This window comes from Bradyrhizobium elkanii USDA 76, from assembly GCF_023278185.1.
GTDB classification, from domain to species: domain Bacteria; phylum Pseudomonadota; class Alphaproteobacteria; order Rhizobiales; family Xanthobacteraceae; genus Bradyrhizobium; species Bradyrhizobium elkanii.
In genome coordinates, this window is the sequence record NZ_CP066356.1 from 2,509,981 (window position 1) to 2,525,868 (window position 15,888).

Genomic DNA, 15,888 nt, shown 5'->3' on the forward strand with positions numbered 1-15,888 from the left:
TCCTGTTATTGAAGAACCGGAAAAGGGAGTACGAACCATGTTCAGCATTGTTCGGATCCTCGTCTTGATCGCATGTGCACATGCGGGATCCGTGGTTGCGGAAGTGCAGTGGGGCGGCGCGCGGCCATCGCCAGCGGTCCACGTCCATGATTGAGCCTCATCCGATTGCGTCCGAGCACGCGCGCGCCATCTGCGAAGAGATCGGCGAGCGGCTGCGCCTTGCCCTGCGCGGCGATTACGCCGATCTGCCGCCAAGGCTGCGCGCGCTGGTCGACGAGCTCGCTCTGCAGGATTGCGAGGCGCCATCGCAGGTGCCCACGATGGCGGCGATGACGAGACCGCTGGTCGTCGCGGCCTAGGTCCTCGCTCCGCTCCATGTTCAACGCATGTCCCAACGTCCAGGGCGGCATAATGGCCCCGAGCCGACATCGCGGCAGTGCGGAACGGATGTCACCTTGGCCGAGGGCAAATATTCGCGTTGGCTCATTCCTGCACGGTTGAATTGTCGCGGACGCGATGTATAACGCTGCTCGGGTGCTTGCCGCATTGCGCGGCGACAGGTCAAGCGATGGTCGGGCCGCCACGCGGAGAGCGTGCGCCCCGTGAACGATCACCCCTCATTTGACGACCTGCCGCGAGCCCAGAGGCTGGCTGAACAGGCCCTCAACACCCTTCAACGCTTCCTGCATGTCGAGGCCGTCAGCGGCGCCACGCTTCTTGCCGCCGCCGCGGCTGCGCTGATCCTGGCCAACTCCCCGTTCGCCCATGACTATCACGCCTTCTGGAACCTGCCGCTCTCAATCGGGGTCGGGGATTACGTCTTTTCACGGTCGCTGCATTTCTGGGTCAACGACGTGCTGATGACAGCCTTCTTCCTCGTTGTGGGCATGGAGATACGGCGCGAGATTCATGAGGGAGCACTGAGCAAATTCGACCAGGCGATTCTGCCTTTGATCGCGGCGACCGGTGGCGTCATCGTCCCCGCGCTGATCTATCTCGGCATCAACAGCGATCCGGCCCATGCACAGGGCTGGGCTGTGCCAACCGCGACGGACATCGCCTTTGCGGTCGGGGTGCTCGCGCTGCTTGGACGATCGATCCCGGTCAACGTGAGAGTCTTCCTGCTTGCTCTGGCGATCATCGACGACATCATCGCGGTGCTGATCATTGCCGTGTTCTACACGCCCAGCCTTCAGTTCGGCGGCTTCGCCGTCGCGTTGCTTGGCGCTCTCGCTGTCTTCGGGTTTCAGCGAATCGGAATCGGTTCTGCTCTTCCCTACTTCCTGCCGGGTGCCCTGGTTTGGATCGGGTTCATGATGGCCGGGGTCCATCCAACACTCGCAGGTGTCGTGCTCGGGCTGATCACTCCGGCGCGTCCGCTACCCATGCGGGAACAGCCGCTGGACGTGGTGTCGCGCGTGCTCAAGCAGTTGCGGAGCAGTGATGCGGTGAGTGCAGGAGACTCGCACCGACTGGAGCGGCCGCTGCGCGAGCTTCGCGTCGCGCATCGCGAAATATTGCCGCCGGTGTCGCGGGTTCAGATGGCGATGCATCCGTGGGTGGCCTACGGCGTGATGCCGACTTTCGCGCTGGCGAATGCCGGCGTCGGCCTGAACGGCGCGGACCTCTCCGCTGGGGGCCTCCTGGTCATGCTGGGCACCGCGCTTGCCCTGATCGCCGGGAAACCGCTCGGAATCGTCGGCGCGACATGGGTCGCCGTGCGGCTGGGCTGGTGTCGCCTTGCTCCTGGCGTTTCGTGGGGCGGAGTTTGTCTGGTCGGCCTGCTGGCCGGCATCGGCTTTACCATGTCAATCTTCATCGCGATGCTCGCCTTCTCCGATGAGGGAGCATTGCGGGCCGCGAAACTGGGCGTACTCTTCGCCTCGCTTGTCGCCGGCGTACTCGGTCTTGGCTGGGGTGTCGCCTACGCTCGACGTCAGTGAGAGCGGCCCCAAATGCCTTTCAAAGCTCCGCCGCACGTATCCTTCGTATCATTCGCCATTGAAGTTCTACCCTCCGGGACGATTCAGGTGATGATCGTCGAAACTGACTTGCACCTGAATCCGCAGCATCCTGCGTACGATCAATCCGCGGTGCAAACTCTCATTTCGGCTGCACAAGAATATATCGGCGCCAATATGGCAGGTCCTGCCTCAGTACGGCTTGTTTCGACAAGAAGCGGGGAGTTCTGATGGGGCCAGCCACCATTGGTTTGTCCGCAATTGGCTCGTAGCTGAATCGCGGCGCCGCCGACGTGCGTCGTCTTCGACCGGCGCAGTCTTCCAGAGGCAGCATCCTGCGGTGCCAGCCTGGCAGGTCCGTGCGCGGTTTAAACGTTCTTTGCGACCTTCCGTGTCCGCGTCGGACCGGCGCCGGCGATCGCCGGCTTGATATTCCATACCGCGCGCACGCTTGCGAAGGCGTGGGCGATCACCGGCTCCTGGCGGCGGGCGGCGAGGCTGGCGAAGGAGAGATCGCAGGTCAGCTTCACCTTGTCGGCGACCACGAACTGATGCGGCCGCGCCATCCGCGGCGCCAGCACGTTGTCGCGTGCCAGGCTGAGGCAGAGGCCGGATTCGACGAAGTCGATCATCGCCTCTTCCTGGTCGGTGTAGCCGATCCGCTTCGGCAATGCGCCGAGCGGGCGGAAGATGTCATCGAGCAGCCGCCGGTGGCCGGAGTGCGGCGGTGTCGCGAGCCAGGGCAGCTCGGCGAGCTCGGCCCAGCCCTTGCCCATCACCCGGTCGCGCCAGGCGATCGGTGCGATCACCCGGTAGTCGTAGCAAAGCAGCGGGGCGAGCTGGTAGCGGCCGTCGGCGATGGTCCGTTCGGTGAAGCTGTGATGGGCGAGCTGGTCCTGAGGCGTGGCGTCGACATAATAGCCGACGTCGAGTTCGCCGCGGCCGATCTGCGCCAGCACGTCGTCGCTCACGCCATGCCGCAGGAAGACCTCGGTGCGCTGCGAGGACATCGCAAGGCTGCGTACGAACGGTCCGAGCCGGGTGAATTCGGGGTCGAGGATGGTGCCGACGCGCAGCGTGCCGCGCTGCGCCTCGTTCAGCGAGTCCGCCATCGCCTTGAAGTCGGAGGCCGCCGCCACCGCCCGGTGCGCCAGCGGCAGCAGCGCGGCGCCGGCCTCGGTCAGGGTGAAGCCGGCAGGGGTGCGGTTGAACAGCTGCAGCCCGGTGCTTTCCTCGAGTGCCTTCAGCTGCAGGCTGACCGCGGGCTGGGTCAGTTTCAGCATCGCCGCTGCGCGCGATACCGTGCCCTCACGGGCAACCGTGATGAAGCAACGCAAGGCCTGGGTACGGGGAAGCTCGATCATCGCGCGTGCTTATAGCACACTTTTCCGGCGCGCATCCGACCTGCGTCGTGCATTGTCATGCGATTATAGTACAACCAATGCGAGAAGTCAGGACGGCCGCCACGCGATCGTGCCTTCGGTGCGCGCGCGGACCTCGGGCGAAGCGAGGCAGGTCGCGACCGCTTCATAGCCCGCCGCGCCGGGCACGGGCGTCACGCAGATCGGCCGGCTGTGATTGGCGGGGCACAGGATGATCGCTTCATCGTCGCCGACCGCGTCGAGATCCAGGATCGCGTTGGAGCGGGTCAGGAAGAACAGCGGCCGGGCCTCGGGTCCGCGGCGGCGCAGATGCGCGATGATCGCTTCCTGGCTCGCCGCGTCGAGCCCTTGCTCGAGCATGTCGATCACGAGGATCGCGTCGTCGCCGGCCTCGAGCGCCGCGAGCAGGGCGGTCAGCGCCGGCGAGTCCGCGGCGCCGTCAGCCAGCAGGGTGGCAAGGTTGGCCGCGACCCTGGACTTGTGCGCCGGATCGGCATCGAGGCGCGCCCGCACGGCCGCGCCTCCATCGGCCGCGCGGTCGAGCCCGACGAAGCTGGCGCCGGGCAGGACTTCGGCGAGCCGTTGCGCAAGGCGCGTCTTGCCGCTGCCGAGCGGGCCGACGATGTAGTTCAGCCGTTTGATGTCGCGCAGCTCGAAGCGCTCGCCGCCCCACGGCCACGGCAGATCGAACGCGACGCCGATCGCCGGCCGCGTCCGGACCGCACCGATGATGTCACCGGTCGCGGGCATCCTGCCGCCGCCGAGGTCGGCGCGCAGCCGGCGCAGTTTGGCGATGCTGTCGCCGCATTGGCGGATGCGCGCTTCGAGCGCGGCCTCGTGCCCGGCCAGCACGCGGCCGAGGACGACGGCATCGCCGTTCAGGATCCGCGCCACTTCACCGACGCCAAGGCCGAGCGCGCGCAGCTCGACGATCTCGGCGCCGCGCGCCATCTCGGCCGGACCATAGGCGCGCCATCCCGCCGGCGTGCGGCCGGGTGCAATCAGGCCGCGCTCCTCGTACAGGCGCAGCGCTTTCGCCGAGATGCCGAGCTGCCTTGCAGCTTCGGACGGGCTGAAGAAACGGGCGGCAGCAGCATTCATCGAATCACCTCGCATCGTCTGACCGCGCCTCTATGGAGGCGGCCGCAGGGGCAAGGTCAAGCGGGGCGGGTGGTGATCCCGTATCCTGGGTGTGAGCAGTGAGGTGAGCACGCCGGTCAGGCTCCCTCCCCCCTTGCGGCAGGGCTATCGCATATGAGCTCGGTCGCTCCACAAACTCGTCATGCCCGGGCTTGTCCCGGGCATCCACGTCTTTGTTTCCAGGTGAAGAACGACGTGGATGGCCGGGACAAGCCCGGCCATGACGGTGCGGACAAATCCATTTCCTCCCATATGCGATAGCCCTCCCCCCTTGCGGGGGAGGGTGGGGAGAGGGGTGAGCCCCGGGCGCGATGATCGATGGGTGCGTCGCTCTCGCAACTTGTTCGCTCGTCGTCGAGACGCATTCGGAGAGCTCACGTCGTGTGGCACCCCTCTTCCTAACCCTCTCCCGCAAGGGGAGAGGGAACCCTGCTGCCGGTGCGTCCGTTACGCGGTTGAGTCCGCGCGAGAATGCGGAAGTCTGACTCACAGCTCGCGCAACAAACTCGATGTCGTCCCGGCGCAGGCCTGGCTTTCGCCAGGACGACGATTGGGGAGATCGCACGCTTATGTCGCGAGAATGCGGATCAGTGACTCACAAGTCGCGCAACAAACTCAGTGTCGTCCCGGCGCAGGCCGGGACCCATAACCACGAATGCGAATTGTTGTAGGACGCTGGGGCCACTGCCTGTTTTCAACAACGCGACCCTGTGGTGATGGGTCCCGGCCTTCGCCGGGGACGACGGTGTTGTGTGCGACGAGCATTTGCACACAAAAAAGCCGCCCCCTCACTCCAGATGGTTCACCTTCGCCACCCAGGCGCGGGCGTCGGCGAGCACGGCGGGCAGCACGGCCTTGACCTCCTGCACGGTCATGCCGGGCTTGATGCGCGGGTCGTAGAGCAGGTTGAGCAGATATTGGTCGTAGACGTCGAAATAGCCCATCGAGACGTTGTCGTTGAACATGGTCCAGGGCACGGTGGCGGTGTCGTTGATCGGGCCGAGCGACTGCAACAGCTCCTCATAGGCGCAGTCGAGGAAGACGAAATCGCCGTTGTCGACGGTGAGGATCACGTCGGAATGCTCGATCTCGTAGTTCTCGTTCTTGCGGAAGCCGGACAGGCATTGCGGGTCGAGCGAGGACCGGATCTCCCTGGCGCGCTCCTGGCCGTAGAAGGTCGCGATGGTGCGGTACAGCTCGCGGTCGCGCACCAGCTTGACCACGACATTGGCCGCTTCGCTGTTCTCGGTCATCGCGATGTCGAGATGCTGCACCTTGGCGCGGATGTCGGCGACGACCTTGGCGAGCTGGGTCTTGCGGTCGGCGCGGCTGCCGTCGGCGAACACGCGCACCGGACTGTCGTATTTGCGGATGCGGTCGACTCGTCCGGCGAGATGATATTCGGCGCCGAACGCGGTTTTCAGAAAGCCCTCGACGATCTCGGCGTCGGTGAAGACCTTCTTCTCGTTGCGCTGGCGCGCGGCGATCGCCGGTACCTCGGTGGCAGCCGCGGGCACCGCGGCATCAGCGAGGCAAGCGGCGAGCGCTGCGGCGAGAAGGACGAGGATCGAGGGACGGTGCTGGGGCATTATGACAACGCTGCCGCAAGGTTTGCGGCAGCGCAAGGCGGGATCAGCGATCTTCCCGAATGGCGGCGCCTGGTTCCGTTGAAATCGACGCGATCAGTTGTTCTTCACCACCACGGTGGTGCCGACCGAGACGCGACCATAGAGATCGGTGACGTCGTCGTTGGTCATGCGGAAGCAGCCCGACGAGACGGCCTGGCCGATCGTCTCCGGCTCGTTCGAACCGTGGATGCGGTAGAGCGTCGAGCCGAGATACATCGCGCGCGCGCCGAGCGGGTTCTCGATACCGCCGTTCATGTGGCGCGGCAGATCGGGGCGGCGGCGCAGCATCTGCGACGGCGGCGTCCACGACGGCCATTCCTTCTTTGCGGAGATGCGGTGGACGCCGCCCCAGCGGAAGCCGTCGCGGCCGACGCCGATGCCGTAGCGCAGCGCCTGGCCGTTCGCCAGCACCAGATAGAGCCGGCGCTCGGCGGTGTTCACCACGATGGTGCCGGGGGCGTAGTTGGTCGGGTAGTTGACGGTCGTGCGCGGGATCGGGCTTGCGCCGCCGCCGCCGAAGAAGCTCGGGGGCTCGGCCTGGTAGCCGCGGGAGTCGAAGAACTGGGCGTGGGCCTGGCCGGCACCTGCCAGGATCGTGAGCGCGGCAAACATCAAGGCAATCGGGCGCATGGTCGTCGTCCTCGCGAACAATCAAATATGCAGTCAGAGAGGCCATAATTGCCGGCGTTTCGCAAGCGACGAAGCCGTGACCTCAGGCATTTTCGAACAACACGGTTTAAAAAGGCAACAGATCGGAAGCGATACCTGCATTGTCCGGCCAAGCCTTTGACGAAGCGGATGAAGAATGGTTGATCTGGAGCGTCTTCAAGCGAAGTGGGTACCGGTTCGCGTCGAGAAAACGCGACCAAACAAAAGCTGGAGCGTCTTCAAGCGAAGTGGGCAGCGGTTCGCGTGAAGAAAACGCGACCAAACAAAAGGATACGAGCATGATCCGATCCAGTCGGATCGGATCATGCTCGGAAGCGACCTCAAGAACATCTCGAAACGGGAGCGAGAGCATGAACGGTGCGGAAAGTCTGGTGCGGACATTGGTCGCAGGCGGCGTGGATGTCTGCTTTACCAATCCCGGCACCTCGGAGATGCATTTCGTCGCGGCGCTGGACAAGGTCCCGGGCATGCGCTGCGTACTCGGTCTGTTCGAAGGCGTGGTGACCGGTGCGGCCGACGGTTATTTCCGCATGAAGGGAACGCCGGCCTCGACGCTGCTGCATCTCGGGCCCGGCCTCGCCAACGGCCTTGCCAATCTGCACAACGCCAAGAAGGCGCATTCCGGCATCGTCAACATCGTCGGTCAGCATGCCACCTACCACATCGGCTACAACGCGCCGCTGACATCGGACATCGAGGGCCTGGCGCGGCCGATGTCGTCCTGGGTGCGCACCTCGCCGGATGCCAGGTCGGTTGCCGCCGACGGCGCGGCCGCGATCGCCGCCGCCAGGAGCGCGCCGCCGCAGATCGCAACCCTGATCCTGCCGGCCGACACCGCCTGGAACGAAGCCGACGGCATCGCCGAGGTGCCCGTCGACACGCAGCGCCCGAGCTACTCGCCGCAGGCGGTCGATACCGCGGCGAAGATCCTGCACGGCGATGCCGCGCATACGCTGCTGCTCGTCACCGGCAGCGCGCTGACCGAGCACGGGCTGGCGCTCGCCGAGCGCATCGCCGGCAAGACCGGCTGCACGGTGATGGGCCAGACCTATCACCCGCGCATGGCGCGCGGCCGCGGCCGCTTCTCGGTCAACCGGATTCCCTATGTGATCGAGCAGGCGCTGCCGATCCTGAAAAATTTCCGTCACATCGTGCTGGTCGAGGCCAACGATCCCGTCGCGTTCTTCGCCTATCCGAACAAGCCGAGCATGCTGAAGGCGGAAGGCTGCGAGGTGCATCGCATGACCGCCTGGGGCGAGAATTCGGTCGCGGCGCTCGAGGCGCTCGCCGGTGCCCTGCATGCGACCGCGCAGGACGTCAAGCCGCAGCAGCACCAGGAACTGGTCAAGCCGACCGGCGCGCTCAACCATGCCACGATCGCGCAGGCGATCGCCTGCGCGATCCCCGAGAACGCCATCATGGTCGATGAATCCGTCACCACCGGCCGCGGCTTCTTCCCGCCGACCGCGGCGGCCGCGCCGCATGACTGGCTGCAGAACATGGGCGGCTCGATCGGCTTCTCGACCCCGGTCGCGACCGGCGCCGCGGTCGCCTGTCCGGACCGCAAGGTGATCTGCATGGTCGGCGACGGCAGCGCGATGTACACGATCCAGTCGCTGTGGACCCAGGCGCGCGAAGGGCTCAACGTGGTGACCATCGTGTTCGCCAACCGCATCTATCAGATCCTGCGCGGCGAGTTCGACGGCGTCGGCGCCGGCGAGCCGGGCAAGCGGGCGCAGGATATGCTGAAGATCGACCGGCCGACGCTCGACTTCGTCGCGCTCGCCAAGGGTATGGGAGTGCCGGGCAGGGCGGTGACGACGGCCGACGAGTTCAACAAGGCGCTCGCGGAAGCCGTTGCGGAGCCGGGACCGCGGCTGATCGAAGTGCAGATGTAAGGGCGTAGTTGAAAGGCCGCGGCGGCGGCCCAGTCCAGTCGGAGGCGTCGATGCAGACCGAGCTGAACAAGGTGATCGCCGCGGTGGAGGAATTCTATGCGCAGGAGATGTTCCTGCTGGAGCGCGATCTCGGCGAGCGAACGCTCACTCACCGGCTGGCGGTCTATGTCGAGCGGCAATTTTCCGGCTGGCAGGTCGATTGCAACTACGACCGGCTCGGCGAACGCACGCTGCGGCTGCCGCGCGGCTCGGGGAGCTCGACCGACGACCATCTCGGCAAGTCGATCTATCCCGATATCGTCGTGCATCAGCGCGACATCCCGAACAATCTCCTGGCCATCGAACTGCGCAAGGACAGCAATCACCAGCCGATCGAGCACGATCAGCGCAAGCTGCAGGCGCTGACCGATCCGAATGTCTGGTTTGCCTATGCGATGGGTGTGCTGGTGATCGTCGGACAAAGCGGGGTGAGCTTTACCGAGGTCTATGTTGGCGGAGCCATCGATAGCGCGACATCGCTCTGGTTTGCCGAGCGGCTACGCGAGAGCGGGCTCGCGAGCGGGCGCGACCATGGCGCTCCGCATTAAGTCTATCGATGAATCTTGCTCCGCGTTGCAGTGATAGCCCGTTTGGATCATGCGTGGCCCCTGCACGCGCGGCACAACAGAAGTGCGGGAGGTGGAGCAATTACTGGAGCTGGTGGTCAATTTTCAGAACGATCCGATGGCGGTGCGGATTATCAGCTCCGCAACTCTTTCGCTCCCCCTCCCGCACCTGAATTCGCTGGTCCAACTCTCGCTGGTCCAGCTTGCACTGATCCAAATTTCCACTGATCCAACTTGCACTGCCCGAGGTGGTCGGCGCACTTGATTGCGACGTGACAGGCCGAGGCAGCATCCGCACCGAGACAGTAAAAAGGCCGCCTTCGGGCGGCCTTTTCCGTGATCGCCAAGTCCGTGCTCGACAAGTCCGTGCTCGACAAGTGGATCACCGAGCGCGATTGTTTCTGTTTATTGCTTGGTGGCATCGCTGCCGGTTGTGGCGGCACCGGTCTTGGCACCGGTCTTGGTGCTCGATTTCTTGGCGGTCTTCTTCGCTTTCTTCGGCGCCTTGGCGGCCTCGCCCTTGGTCGCGGTGTCGCCGCTTTGCGCGGTGGGGGCCGGGCTGCCGCCCGCCTTGTCCTGCGCGAGCGCGGTGGACGAGACGAAGGCAAGGGCGGTGGCGGCGAGGATCAGTGTTCGCATCGGATATTCTCCCAAGTTGGTTTCCGGCGAGCCTCAACGGGACAGAATGTCGCAGGGTTCCGCGGCGCCGATCAGCAGTCCGTGAGCTGTGCGTGAACGGCATGGCCGCCGCGAGGCCGGCGGAACCGGGAACCGGGCGCCGCGTTATCTGGCCGGGCAGGAGTTCCGAGGAGAGACGCCATGCGCTGGCGGTCAATGACGGAAACCACCAATACGGTGCTCGACACCGCCCCCGAGGACAGCTTCTACGCGGTGGGCTGGACCATCAGCGGCGTGGCGACGCTGGCCACCATCGTCGCGATCTGGATGTTCGGGATCTGAGGGCGAACGATCCACGCCAGGCAACCGGCCCGGCACCGCCGGCGGGGCGGTTGCGGCCTGCACCCTCCGTTACTTCCGCAGAATTGCCAGCGCTTCCCGATAGAGCTGCGAGAAGCAGACCAAGAGCGCGCTCGACAGCAGGAACATCGCTAGGCTGTCGTAGTCGTCGGCCGTCGGCCAGGAAAACTCGAAATAGGGCGGCATGAACGCCCACCAGACGATCGGAACCGTGATGATCGTGGCAAAGGCGCCGGCGGGTGCGCCGCCCATCAGGCCGGCGATCAGGATCGCCGGCACGAAGCCCGCGAAATAGAACTGCATCCCAAAGCTCGCGAACATCTCCTGGGTCGCGGTGGCCAGCACCACCGCAAGCAGGGCGACGACGAATGTCGACAAGGACCATGGCCGCAGCTTCAAAATGTAGTCGTTGCCCTTGCGCATCGAGACTCCCGGCCCCCGCGAGTTCCCGGAAGGTAGCCGAGGAGGCCCGCAAACAAAACCCCGTAGGACTCCGTGGGGCGGCGTTCTGCTCGACACCGTGAAAAGGAACCGTCCCGGTCAAGCCGCCGCCGCATTGTCGCGCTTATTGCATCGCAGCAGGGTGATTGTGGGGCAGCACAATGCTGGAATTACTGATTGTCGTGCTCGTCGCCGGGATCGGGTTCGTATCGGGGTACGGCGTCCGCGAGCTGATCTCGCGCCGCCGGCGGCGGTCTGCCCCGCGCGTTCGCATTCGCGCGCCGCGGGTTCGCGCCGCCAATGACGACAGCTCCGCCCGCGGCTGGTATCGGCCGTCCGGCACGCAGCCCACCGATCACGCCATCCCGCCGCCCGATGAACTCGACGGCGCGGTTCGCGACCTGCTCGGCGAACTCAGCCGGCGCTCCGCCAAGCCGTCATCCGCGCCGCAGCGCCGCCGGCAGTGAGCCGGAAACGCCGGGCCGCCGCCGCTAAGGCGTCGGCTACTTTGCATGGGGTTGTTTTCGATATTTTTGACGAGGCGGTCCCGAAGGGGAATGGTGGACGCACAAGGGATCGAACCTTGGACCTCTCCCGTGTGAAGGGAACGCTCTCCCGCTGAGCTATGCGTCCGGGATGTGACGTGCCAAAGGCCGCTGGTCGGCGGCCGGTCGAGTGCGGCGCTTCGTCAGAGCGTGCGATTTACGAAGTGCCGGGCAGGGGTGTCAAGCCAAACCCTGCGGGAATCACGCCCCCTGCTGGCGGGCGCGCGAGGCATGCGACTGCAGCGCCCGGATGCGCTCGGCGAGCGTGCCGCCGCCCTCGGGCATCCCGCTGCCCGGCGAGGCGCCGTTGGCGGGCTTGGCCGCCGCCTTGGCCGGCACCGTCGGCTCCGCCGCCAGCATGGCCTCGATCGCCGAATTCGGGCCCTCGAGCTGGATTGCGAGCTTGGCCACCTCGGCGGCGATGTCGTTGATGCGCTCGCGCAGCAGCGCATTCTCCATCCGCTCGGTCGCCCAGGAGCTCTCGGCCTGCTGCTGAATCGCGTTGATGTCGCGCTGCAGCTTGCCGCGCTCGTCGCTGACGGTGCGCAACTGCTCTTCGACTTGAGCCTTCTCCTGGCGCAGCTTGTCGAGCGCGGAGGATTTGCCGCCGCCCACTGCTGAGATCTCCTCGCGCAGCTCCTGCACGGTGCGCTCGGCGGCGGCGTTGGCCTGCTTCAACTGGCCGTTCTCGAATTCGCGCTCGGCCAGCAGCTTGCCCTGGGTCGCAAGCCGCGTCTCGAGGTCGTTGACCCGGTTGCCGAGCATCTCGGCTTCCTTGACCTGGGCGACGAGCTGGTGATCGAGGTCGGTGACCCGCTGGCTCAGATTCTCGACCCGGCCGCGCGCGTCGGTGAGATCGCGCGTCGCGGTTTCCGACTGGCTGCGCTCCTGGGCGAGGCGGGCTTCGGTTGCCGCGAATTCCCTGGCGGCATCGCCGACCCGGTTCTTCAACTCCTCGACCTGGGTCCGCACCGCGACCAGTTCGATCTGGCGGCTGTCGGCCGTCATCGCGCGGTCGTTGAGCTCGGCGTTGATCCTGCCAAGCTCGCCCTGCTTGTCGGTCAGCGCCTGCTCGGCGTTGCGCAACAGCTCGGTCTTGGCCGAGAACTCTTCCTCGGTGGCGCGAAGCTGCTCCTTCATCGCCTTCTCGCGTGCTTCCAGCGCGAAGATCGCGGCATTCTTCTCGCCGAGCTCGATCTTCATGCGGTTGATCGCATCGGTTTTCTTGCCGAGCTCGGCGAGCTGGCTCGTGGTCTTGCTCTTGAGCTGGTCGACGCTCATCTCGAGCCGGCGGGCCGACATGGCGAATTCGGCGCGGAGCTGGTCCTTGTCGGCCTGGATCTCGGCCATCGACAGCGGGGTGGCCGCCTCCATGCGACGCGTGGTCAGCCGCACCGCCCGGTTATGCACCAGCGGAACGATCATCAGGCCGCACAGCATCGAGATCAGGAAACCGATCGCCGCGTACATGATCGGCTCGATCATGAAGGGTCACTCCAAGGAAAGAAGGAATTTGTTAATCACAATGCCACGGCGGGCCGGCCGAAGGCCAGCCCGATTGCCGCGTTAACCTGAATTGCCAACCGTGCCGGAGCGCCGGCCTCATCGCCCGATCAGGCTGCGACCTCGAGCTTCGTTCCGATTGAGTCGGAACGAGGCTCTGGATTCTGTCTTGACGCGTTTTCGTGATGCGAACCGGCGTCCGCGTCGCTGGAAACGCTCTAGAACGGGTTCCAGGTCGCGCGCGGGGTGAATTTGAGATAGCCGACGCTGGCGCCGAGCCGCAGGCCGATGCCCGAGCGAATCGGGACCAGCACGATGTTGTTGGCGGTCAGCGCCGTCATGCCGAAGCCGCCGACGATATAGGCCGAGCCGTCGATGCCGACGAAGCGCTGATAGATCGCCTGGGTCGATGGCAGGTTGTAGACCAGCGTCATGGTCCTCGCGCCGTCGCCGCCCCAGTCGAAGCCGACCGAGGGGCCCTGCCAGTAGACCCTGAGGTCGCCGGCGTTCTTGGTGTAGAGCGTGCCCTCGCCATAGCGCAGCCCGGCCACGAAGGCGCCGGAGCCTTCCTCGCCCAGCACATAACCATTGGGCAGGCCCCACTGGCTGACGGCGCGCTCGATGACCGAGGCGAGTCCGCGCGAGACATTGCCGAAGAACTTGTGTCCGGCATTGACCAGTTCGTCGGGCCCGTAAGTATACGGGGTCGGTTCACGCTGTGGCGGCGGATATTGCGGTGGCGGGCCCTGCTGCGCGGACGCCCCTGCGCTCCAGCACATCAGCGCGGCAAACGCGACCGCGGCAAGGCGTGATGCGAAAGTCATTAAGAACCCCTGCTATCGAAATCCGGGCGCTGCCCTTTAACCTGATGCCAACAGGCACGGCTCTAGGTTGCGCCCGGTGTCCCCTCGACTCGGATGTTATCGGTATCAACTATGACGGCACAACGGCAGGAAAGATATGGATCGCGCCGGGGGATGGCGTTTTTCGGCCTGTTGGCGGGCATTTTGGCGGCCGTCTGGCCCTCTTTGCCTGTCGAGGCCACCACAACCGAGCGCGTGGTGACGAACCGCTACTCCGGATTGGCGATCGAGGGATTCGATCCCGTCGCCTATTTCACCGACGCCGCCGCCACCCAGGGGCGGCCGGAATTCGAGGCCGCCGAGAGCGGCGTGGTCTGGCGTTTCCGCAACGAGGGCAACCGCGCCTCGTTCGTGGCGCATCCGGAAATCTATGGCCCGCAATTCGGCGGCTACGATCCGACCGATCTGGTGCGGGGCGTCACCTGCGCGGGCAATCCGCGATTCTGGGCCGTGGTCGGGAACAGGCTTTATTTGTTCAACCGGGAACGCAGCCGTGACGCGTTCGCCGCCGATCCCGCGCGCTTTTTGAAGGAAGCCGCGGCGCGTTGGCCGGAGCTGGAAGACAATCTCGCGCAGTGATCACGGCGCCGCGGCCGGATCGCCCCAGGCAATGAATTCCGGCACCAGAAAGTCTTCGCGGCCCAGCCCGAAATGCAACGGGCTTCCCTTCGAATCGGTGACCTTGCCGCCGGCCGCAACGACGACCGCGTGACCGGCCGCCACATCCCACTCTGATGTCGGCGACAGGCGGGGATAGATGTCGACTTCGCCCTCGGCGACGCGGCCGAATTTGACGGCCGAGCCCAGCACGGCGCGGACCGCGCCGCCGCGCGCGTCGATGAAGGCTTCGGTGCGCGCATCGCCATGTGAGCGGCTCACTGCCACCGTCCACGGCGCGCCGCGCGGCGGGCAGGGGCGGGTTTTGATCGGCACCGCCTGCGAAACCGCGCCGCCCTGCAGCGTCAACCGTTCCGCGCCCTTGCCGACGATGCCGCGCCAGATCAGGCCGAGCGCCGGCGCGCCGATGATGCCGAGCAGCGGCACGCCTTGCGTAACCAGCGCCACATTGACGGTGAATTCATTGCGTCCGGCGACGAACTCCTTGGTGCCGTCGAGCGGATCGATCAGGAAGAAACTGTCCTTGTAGGGCGGCGTCGCCAGATCGACGCGCTCCTCCGACAGCAGCGACACCTGCGGCGCGAGCCGCGTCAGGCCTTCGACGATGATGTGGTCGGCGGCGAGATCGGCCTCGGTGACCGGCGACCCGTCGCCTTTGCCGGCAACATTCATCGTCGAACGATTGACCGCAAGGATCGCCTCGCCGGCGCGGATAACCAGTTCGGTCAGTGATTCGAGCAGCGTCGTGGCGCCCTCGCAGCCGATCAGGGGCGGCTGTGCCTTATTCATGTGCGGGTCTCATATCAGCGGGTCGCATATCCTGTTTGTGTTCCCTTATCAGCCCCGCCGCAAGCTGGCAGCATCCGTCTGCGCGGTGTATCAAGCCGACAGGCATGCGTGATTCGCACTCCTCGGTCGGCGTGCGGCTTTCCAGGAAACAATTGATGTCTGGCACTTCGTCTCCCGGTCCCGCTCCCGATGCGCTCGAACTCGCGGCGCTGTTGTGCTCGCGGGTCTGTCACGATCTCATCAGTCCGGTCGGCGCTATCGTCAATGGGCTTGAGGTCCTTGACGACAATCCCAAGCCGGAAGACCGCGACTTCGCGCTCGATCTGATTCGCAAGAGCGCCAAGACCGCTTCGGCGCGGTTGCAGTTCTGCCGGCTGGCGTTCGGCGCGGCCGGTTCCTCCGGCGCGCAGATCGACCTCGGCGATGCCCAGAACATGGCGAAGGGGCATATCGAGGACGGCAAGGTGACGCTGACCTGGAATTTGCCGCGGCTGCTCCTGCCCAAGAACCGGGTCAAGCTGCTGCTGAACATGCTGGTCATCGCGCAGCAGACGATCCCGCGCGGCGGCACGCTCACGATCGATCCGGTCGGCGAAGGCGAGGCCATGAGCTTCCGCATCACGGCTGCGGGCCTCAATGCGCGCGTGCCGCAGAACATCGTCGACCTCCTCAATGGAAGCTCGTCGAACACGGTCGATGCGCATGCGGTGCAGCCGCACTACACCCGTCTGCTGGCGGAAGCCTGCGGGCTGAAGGTGACGCTCGCGCTCGACGGTGAAAAGGTCATCGTCGTCGCGTCCTGAACGCGACCGCGCCGACATCATTAATCAAAGGTTACGACCGGCCGCGCGATTCGATCGCGCGGCCT

General features: G+C 65.6%; 17 protein-coding genes and 1 tRNA gene. 8 read left to right on the forward strand and 10 right to left on the reverse strand.

Features of this window, described 5'->3' with window-relative positions:
- The first annotated feature begins 146 nt into the window (after positions 1-146).
- Both JEY66_RS12030 and nhaA read left to right on the forward strand, forming a co-directional pair.
- On the forward strand, positions 147-359 hold the full coding sequence (locus JEY66_RS12030; RefSeq protein WP_016843694.1) for a hypothetical protein: 213 nt from the start codon (positions 147-149) through the stop codon (positions 357-359).
- Between the two features lie 243 nt (positions 360-602).
- Entirely contained in the window at positions 603-1,943 is a 1,341-nt protein-coding gene (nhaA, locus tag JEY66_RS12035; protein ID WP_016843693.1) for a Na+/H+ antiporter NhaA, read from the forward strand.
- A 386-nt stretch (positions 1,944-2,329) separates the two neighbouring features.
- On the opposite strand, the gene JEY66_RS12040 is transcribed toward nhaA, so the two are convergent.
- From JEY66_RS12040 to JEY66_RS12055, 4 genes are all read right to left on the reverse strand, one after another.
- Positions 2,330-3,325: a LysR family transcriptional regulator gene (locus JEY66_RS12040; RefSeq protein WP_018273276.1), complete on the reverse strand. Its 996-nt coding sequence runs from the start codon at positions 3,323-3,325 to the stop codon at positions 2,330-2,332.
- Positions 3,326-3,412: 87 nt separating this feature from the next.
- The gene (locus JEY66_RS12045; RefSeq protein ID WP_018273275.1) at positions 3,413-4,444 is read right to left on the reverse strand and encodes a MerR family transcriptional regulator; all 1,032 of its coding nucleotides are present in this window, start codon (positions 4,442-4,444) and stop codon (positions 3,413-3,415) included.
- Positions 4,445-5,271: 827 nt separating this feature from the next.
- On the reverse strand, positions 5,272-6,072 hold the full coding sequence (locus tag JEY66_RS12050) for a DUF2927 domain-containing protein (protein WP_016843691.1): 801 nt from the start codon (positions 6,070-6,072) through the stop codon (positions 5,272-5,274).
- 93 nt (positions 6,073-6,165) lie between these two features.
- A complete protein-coding gene (locus tag JEY66_RS12055) occupies positions 6,166-6,741 on the reverse strand; it encodes a L,D-transpeptidase (RefSeq protein ID WP_018273274.1) in 576 nt (191 codons plus the stop codon).
- A gap of 389 nt (positions 6,742-7,130) precedes the next feature.
- On the opposite strand from JEY66_RS12055, the gene JEY66_RS12060 reads away from it, so the two are divergent.
- Both JEY66_RS12060 and JEY66_RS12065 read left to right on the forward strand, forming a co-directional pair.
- Entirely contained in the window at positions 7,131-8,678 is a 1,548-nt protein-coding gene (locus JEY66_RS12060; protein WP_018273273.1) for an acetolactate synthase large subunit, read from the forward strand.
- A 50-nt stretch (positions 8,679-8,728) separates the two neighbouring features.
- Positions 8,729-9,265 (forward strand): hypothetical protein, encoded by a 537-nt coding sequence (locus tag JEY66_RS12065; RefSeq protein WP_026193219.1) that lies wholly within the window; start codon positions 8,729-8,731, stop codon positions 9,263-9,265.
- A gap of 423 nt (positions 9,266-9,688) precedes the next feature.
- Here the strand turns inward: JEY66_RS12065 and JEY66_RS12070 are convergent, their stop codons facing one another.
- Positions 9,689-9,922: a hypothetical protein gene (locus JEY66_RS12070; RefSeq protein WP_240536884.1), complete on the reverse strand. Its 234-nt coding sequence runs from the start codon at positions 9,920-9,922 to the stop codon at positions 9,689-9,691.
- A gap of 180 nt (positions 9,923-10,102) precedes the next feature.
- Here JEY66_RS12070 and JEY66_RS12075 point away from each other — a divergent pair, with 180 nt between their 5' ends.
- The gene (locus tag JEY66_RS12075; protein ID WP_016843686.1) at positions 10,103-10,243 is read left to right on the forward strand and encodes a hypothetical protein; all 141 of its coding nucleotides are present in this window, start codon (positions 10,103-10,105) and stop codon (positions 10,241-10,243) included.
- A gap of 69 nt (positions 10,244-10,312) precedes the next feature.
- On the opposite strand, the gene JEY66_RS12080 is transcribed toward JEY66_RS12075, so the two are convergent.
- Positions 10,313-10,684: a DUF4118 domain-containing protein gene (locus JEY66_RS12080; RefSeq protein ID WP_016843685.1), complete on the reverse strand. Its 372-nt coding sequence runs from the start codon at positions 10,682-10,684 to the stop codon at positions 10,313-10,315.
- A gap of 179 nt (positions 10,685-10,863) precedes the next feature.
- Between JEY66_RS12080 and JEY66_RS12085 the strand changes: the two genes are divergently transcribed.
- Positions 10,864-11,169: a hypothetical protein gene (locus tag JEY66_RS12085; RefSeq protein ID WP_018273271.1), complete on the forward strand. Its 306-nt coding sequence runs from the start codon at positions 10,864-10,866 to the stop codon at positions 11,167-11,169.
- A gap of 91 nt (positions 11,170-11,260) precedes the next feature.
- On the opposite strand, the gene JEY66_RS12090 is transcribed toward JEY66_RS12085, so the two are convergent.
- From JEY66_RS12090 to JEY66_RS12100, 3 genes are all read right to left on the reverse strand, one after another.
- Positions 11,261-11,335: transfer RNA gene (locus tag JEY66_RS12090), tRNA-Val, on the reverse strand.
- 113 nt (positions 11,336-11,448) lie between these two features.
- Positions 11,449-12,732, reverse strand: a complete 1,284-nt coding sequence (locus JEY66_RS12095) for a coiled-coil domain-containing protein (RefSeq protein ID WP_016843677.1) — start codon at positions 12,730-12,732, stop codon at positions 11,449-11,451.
- Positions 12,733-12,968: 236 nt separating this feature from the next.
- Positions 12,969-13,574, reverse strand: coding sequence for a DUF1134 domain-containing protein (locus tag JEY66_RS12100; RefSeq protein WP_016843676.1), 606 nt, complete (start codon positions 13,572-13,574; stop codon positions 12,969-12,971).
- A 153-nt stretch (positions 13,575-13,727) separates the two neighbouring features.
- Here JEY66_RS12100 and JEY66_RS12105 point away from each other — a divergent pair, with 153 nt between their 5' ends.
- A complete protein-coding gene (locus JEY66_RS12105) occupies positions 13,728-14,192 on the forward strand; it encodes a YHS domain-containing (seleno)protein (protein WP_016843675.1) in 465 nt (154 codons plus the stop codon).
- Here the strand turns inward: JEY66_RS12105 and cysQ are convergent, their stop codons facing one another.
- The gene (gene cysQ / locus JEY66_RS12110) at positions 14,193-15,020 is read right to left on the reverse strand and encodes a 3'(2'),5'-bisphosphate nucleotidase CysQ (protein ID WP_018273270.1); all 828 of its coding nucleotides are present in this window, start codon (positions 15,018-15,020) and stop codon (positions 14,193-14,195) included.
- Between the two features lie 155 nt (positions 15,021-15,175).
- Between cysQ and chpT the strand changes: the two genes are divergently transcribed.
- Entirely contained in the window at positions 15,176-15,823 is a 648-nt protein-coding gene (chpT, locus tag JEY66_RS12115; protein ID WP_026193217.1) for a histidine phosphotransferase ChpT, read from the forward strand.
- Positions 15,824-15,888 lie beyond the last annotated feature (65 nt).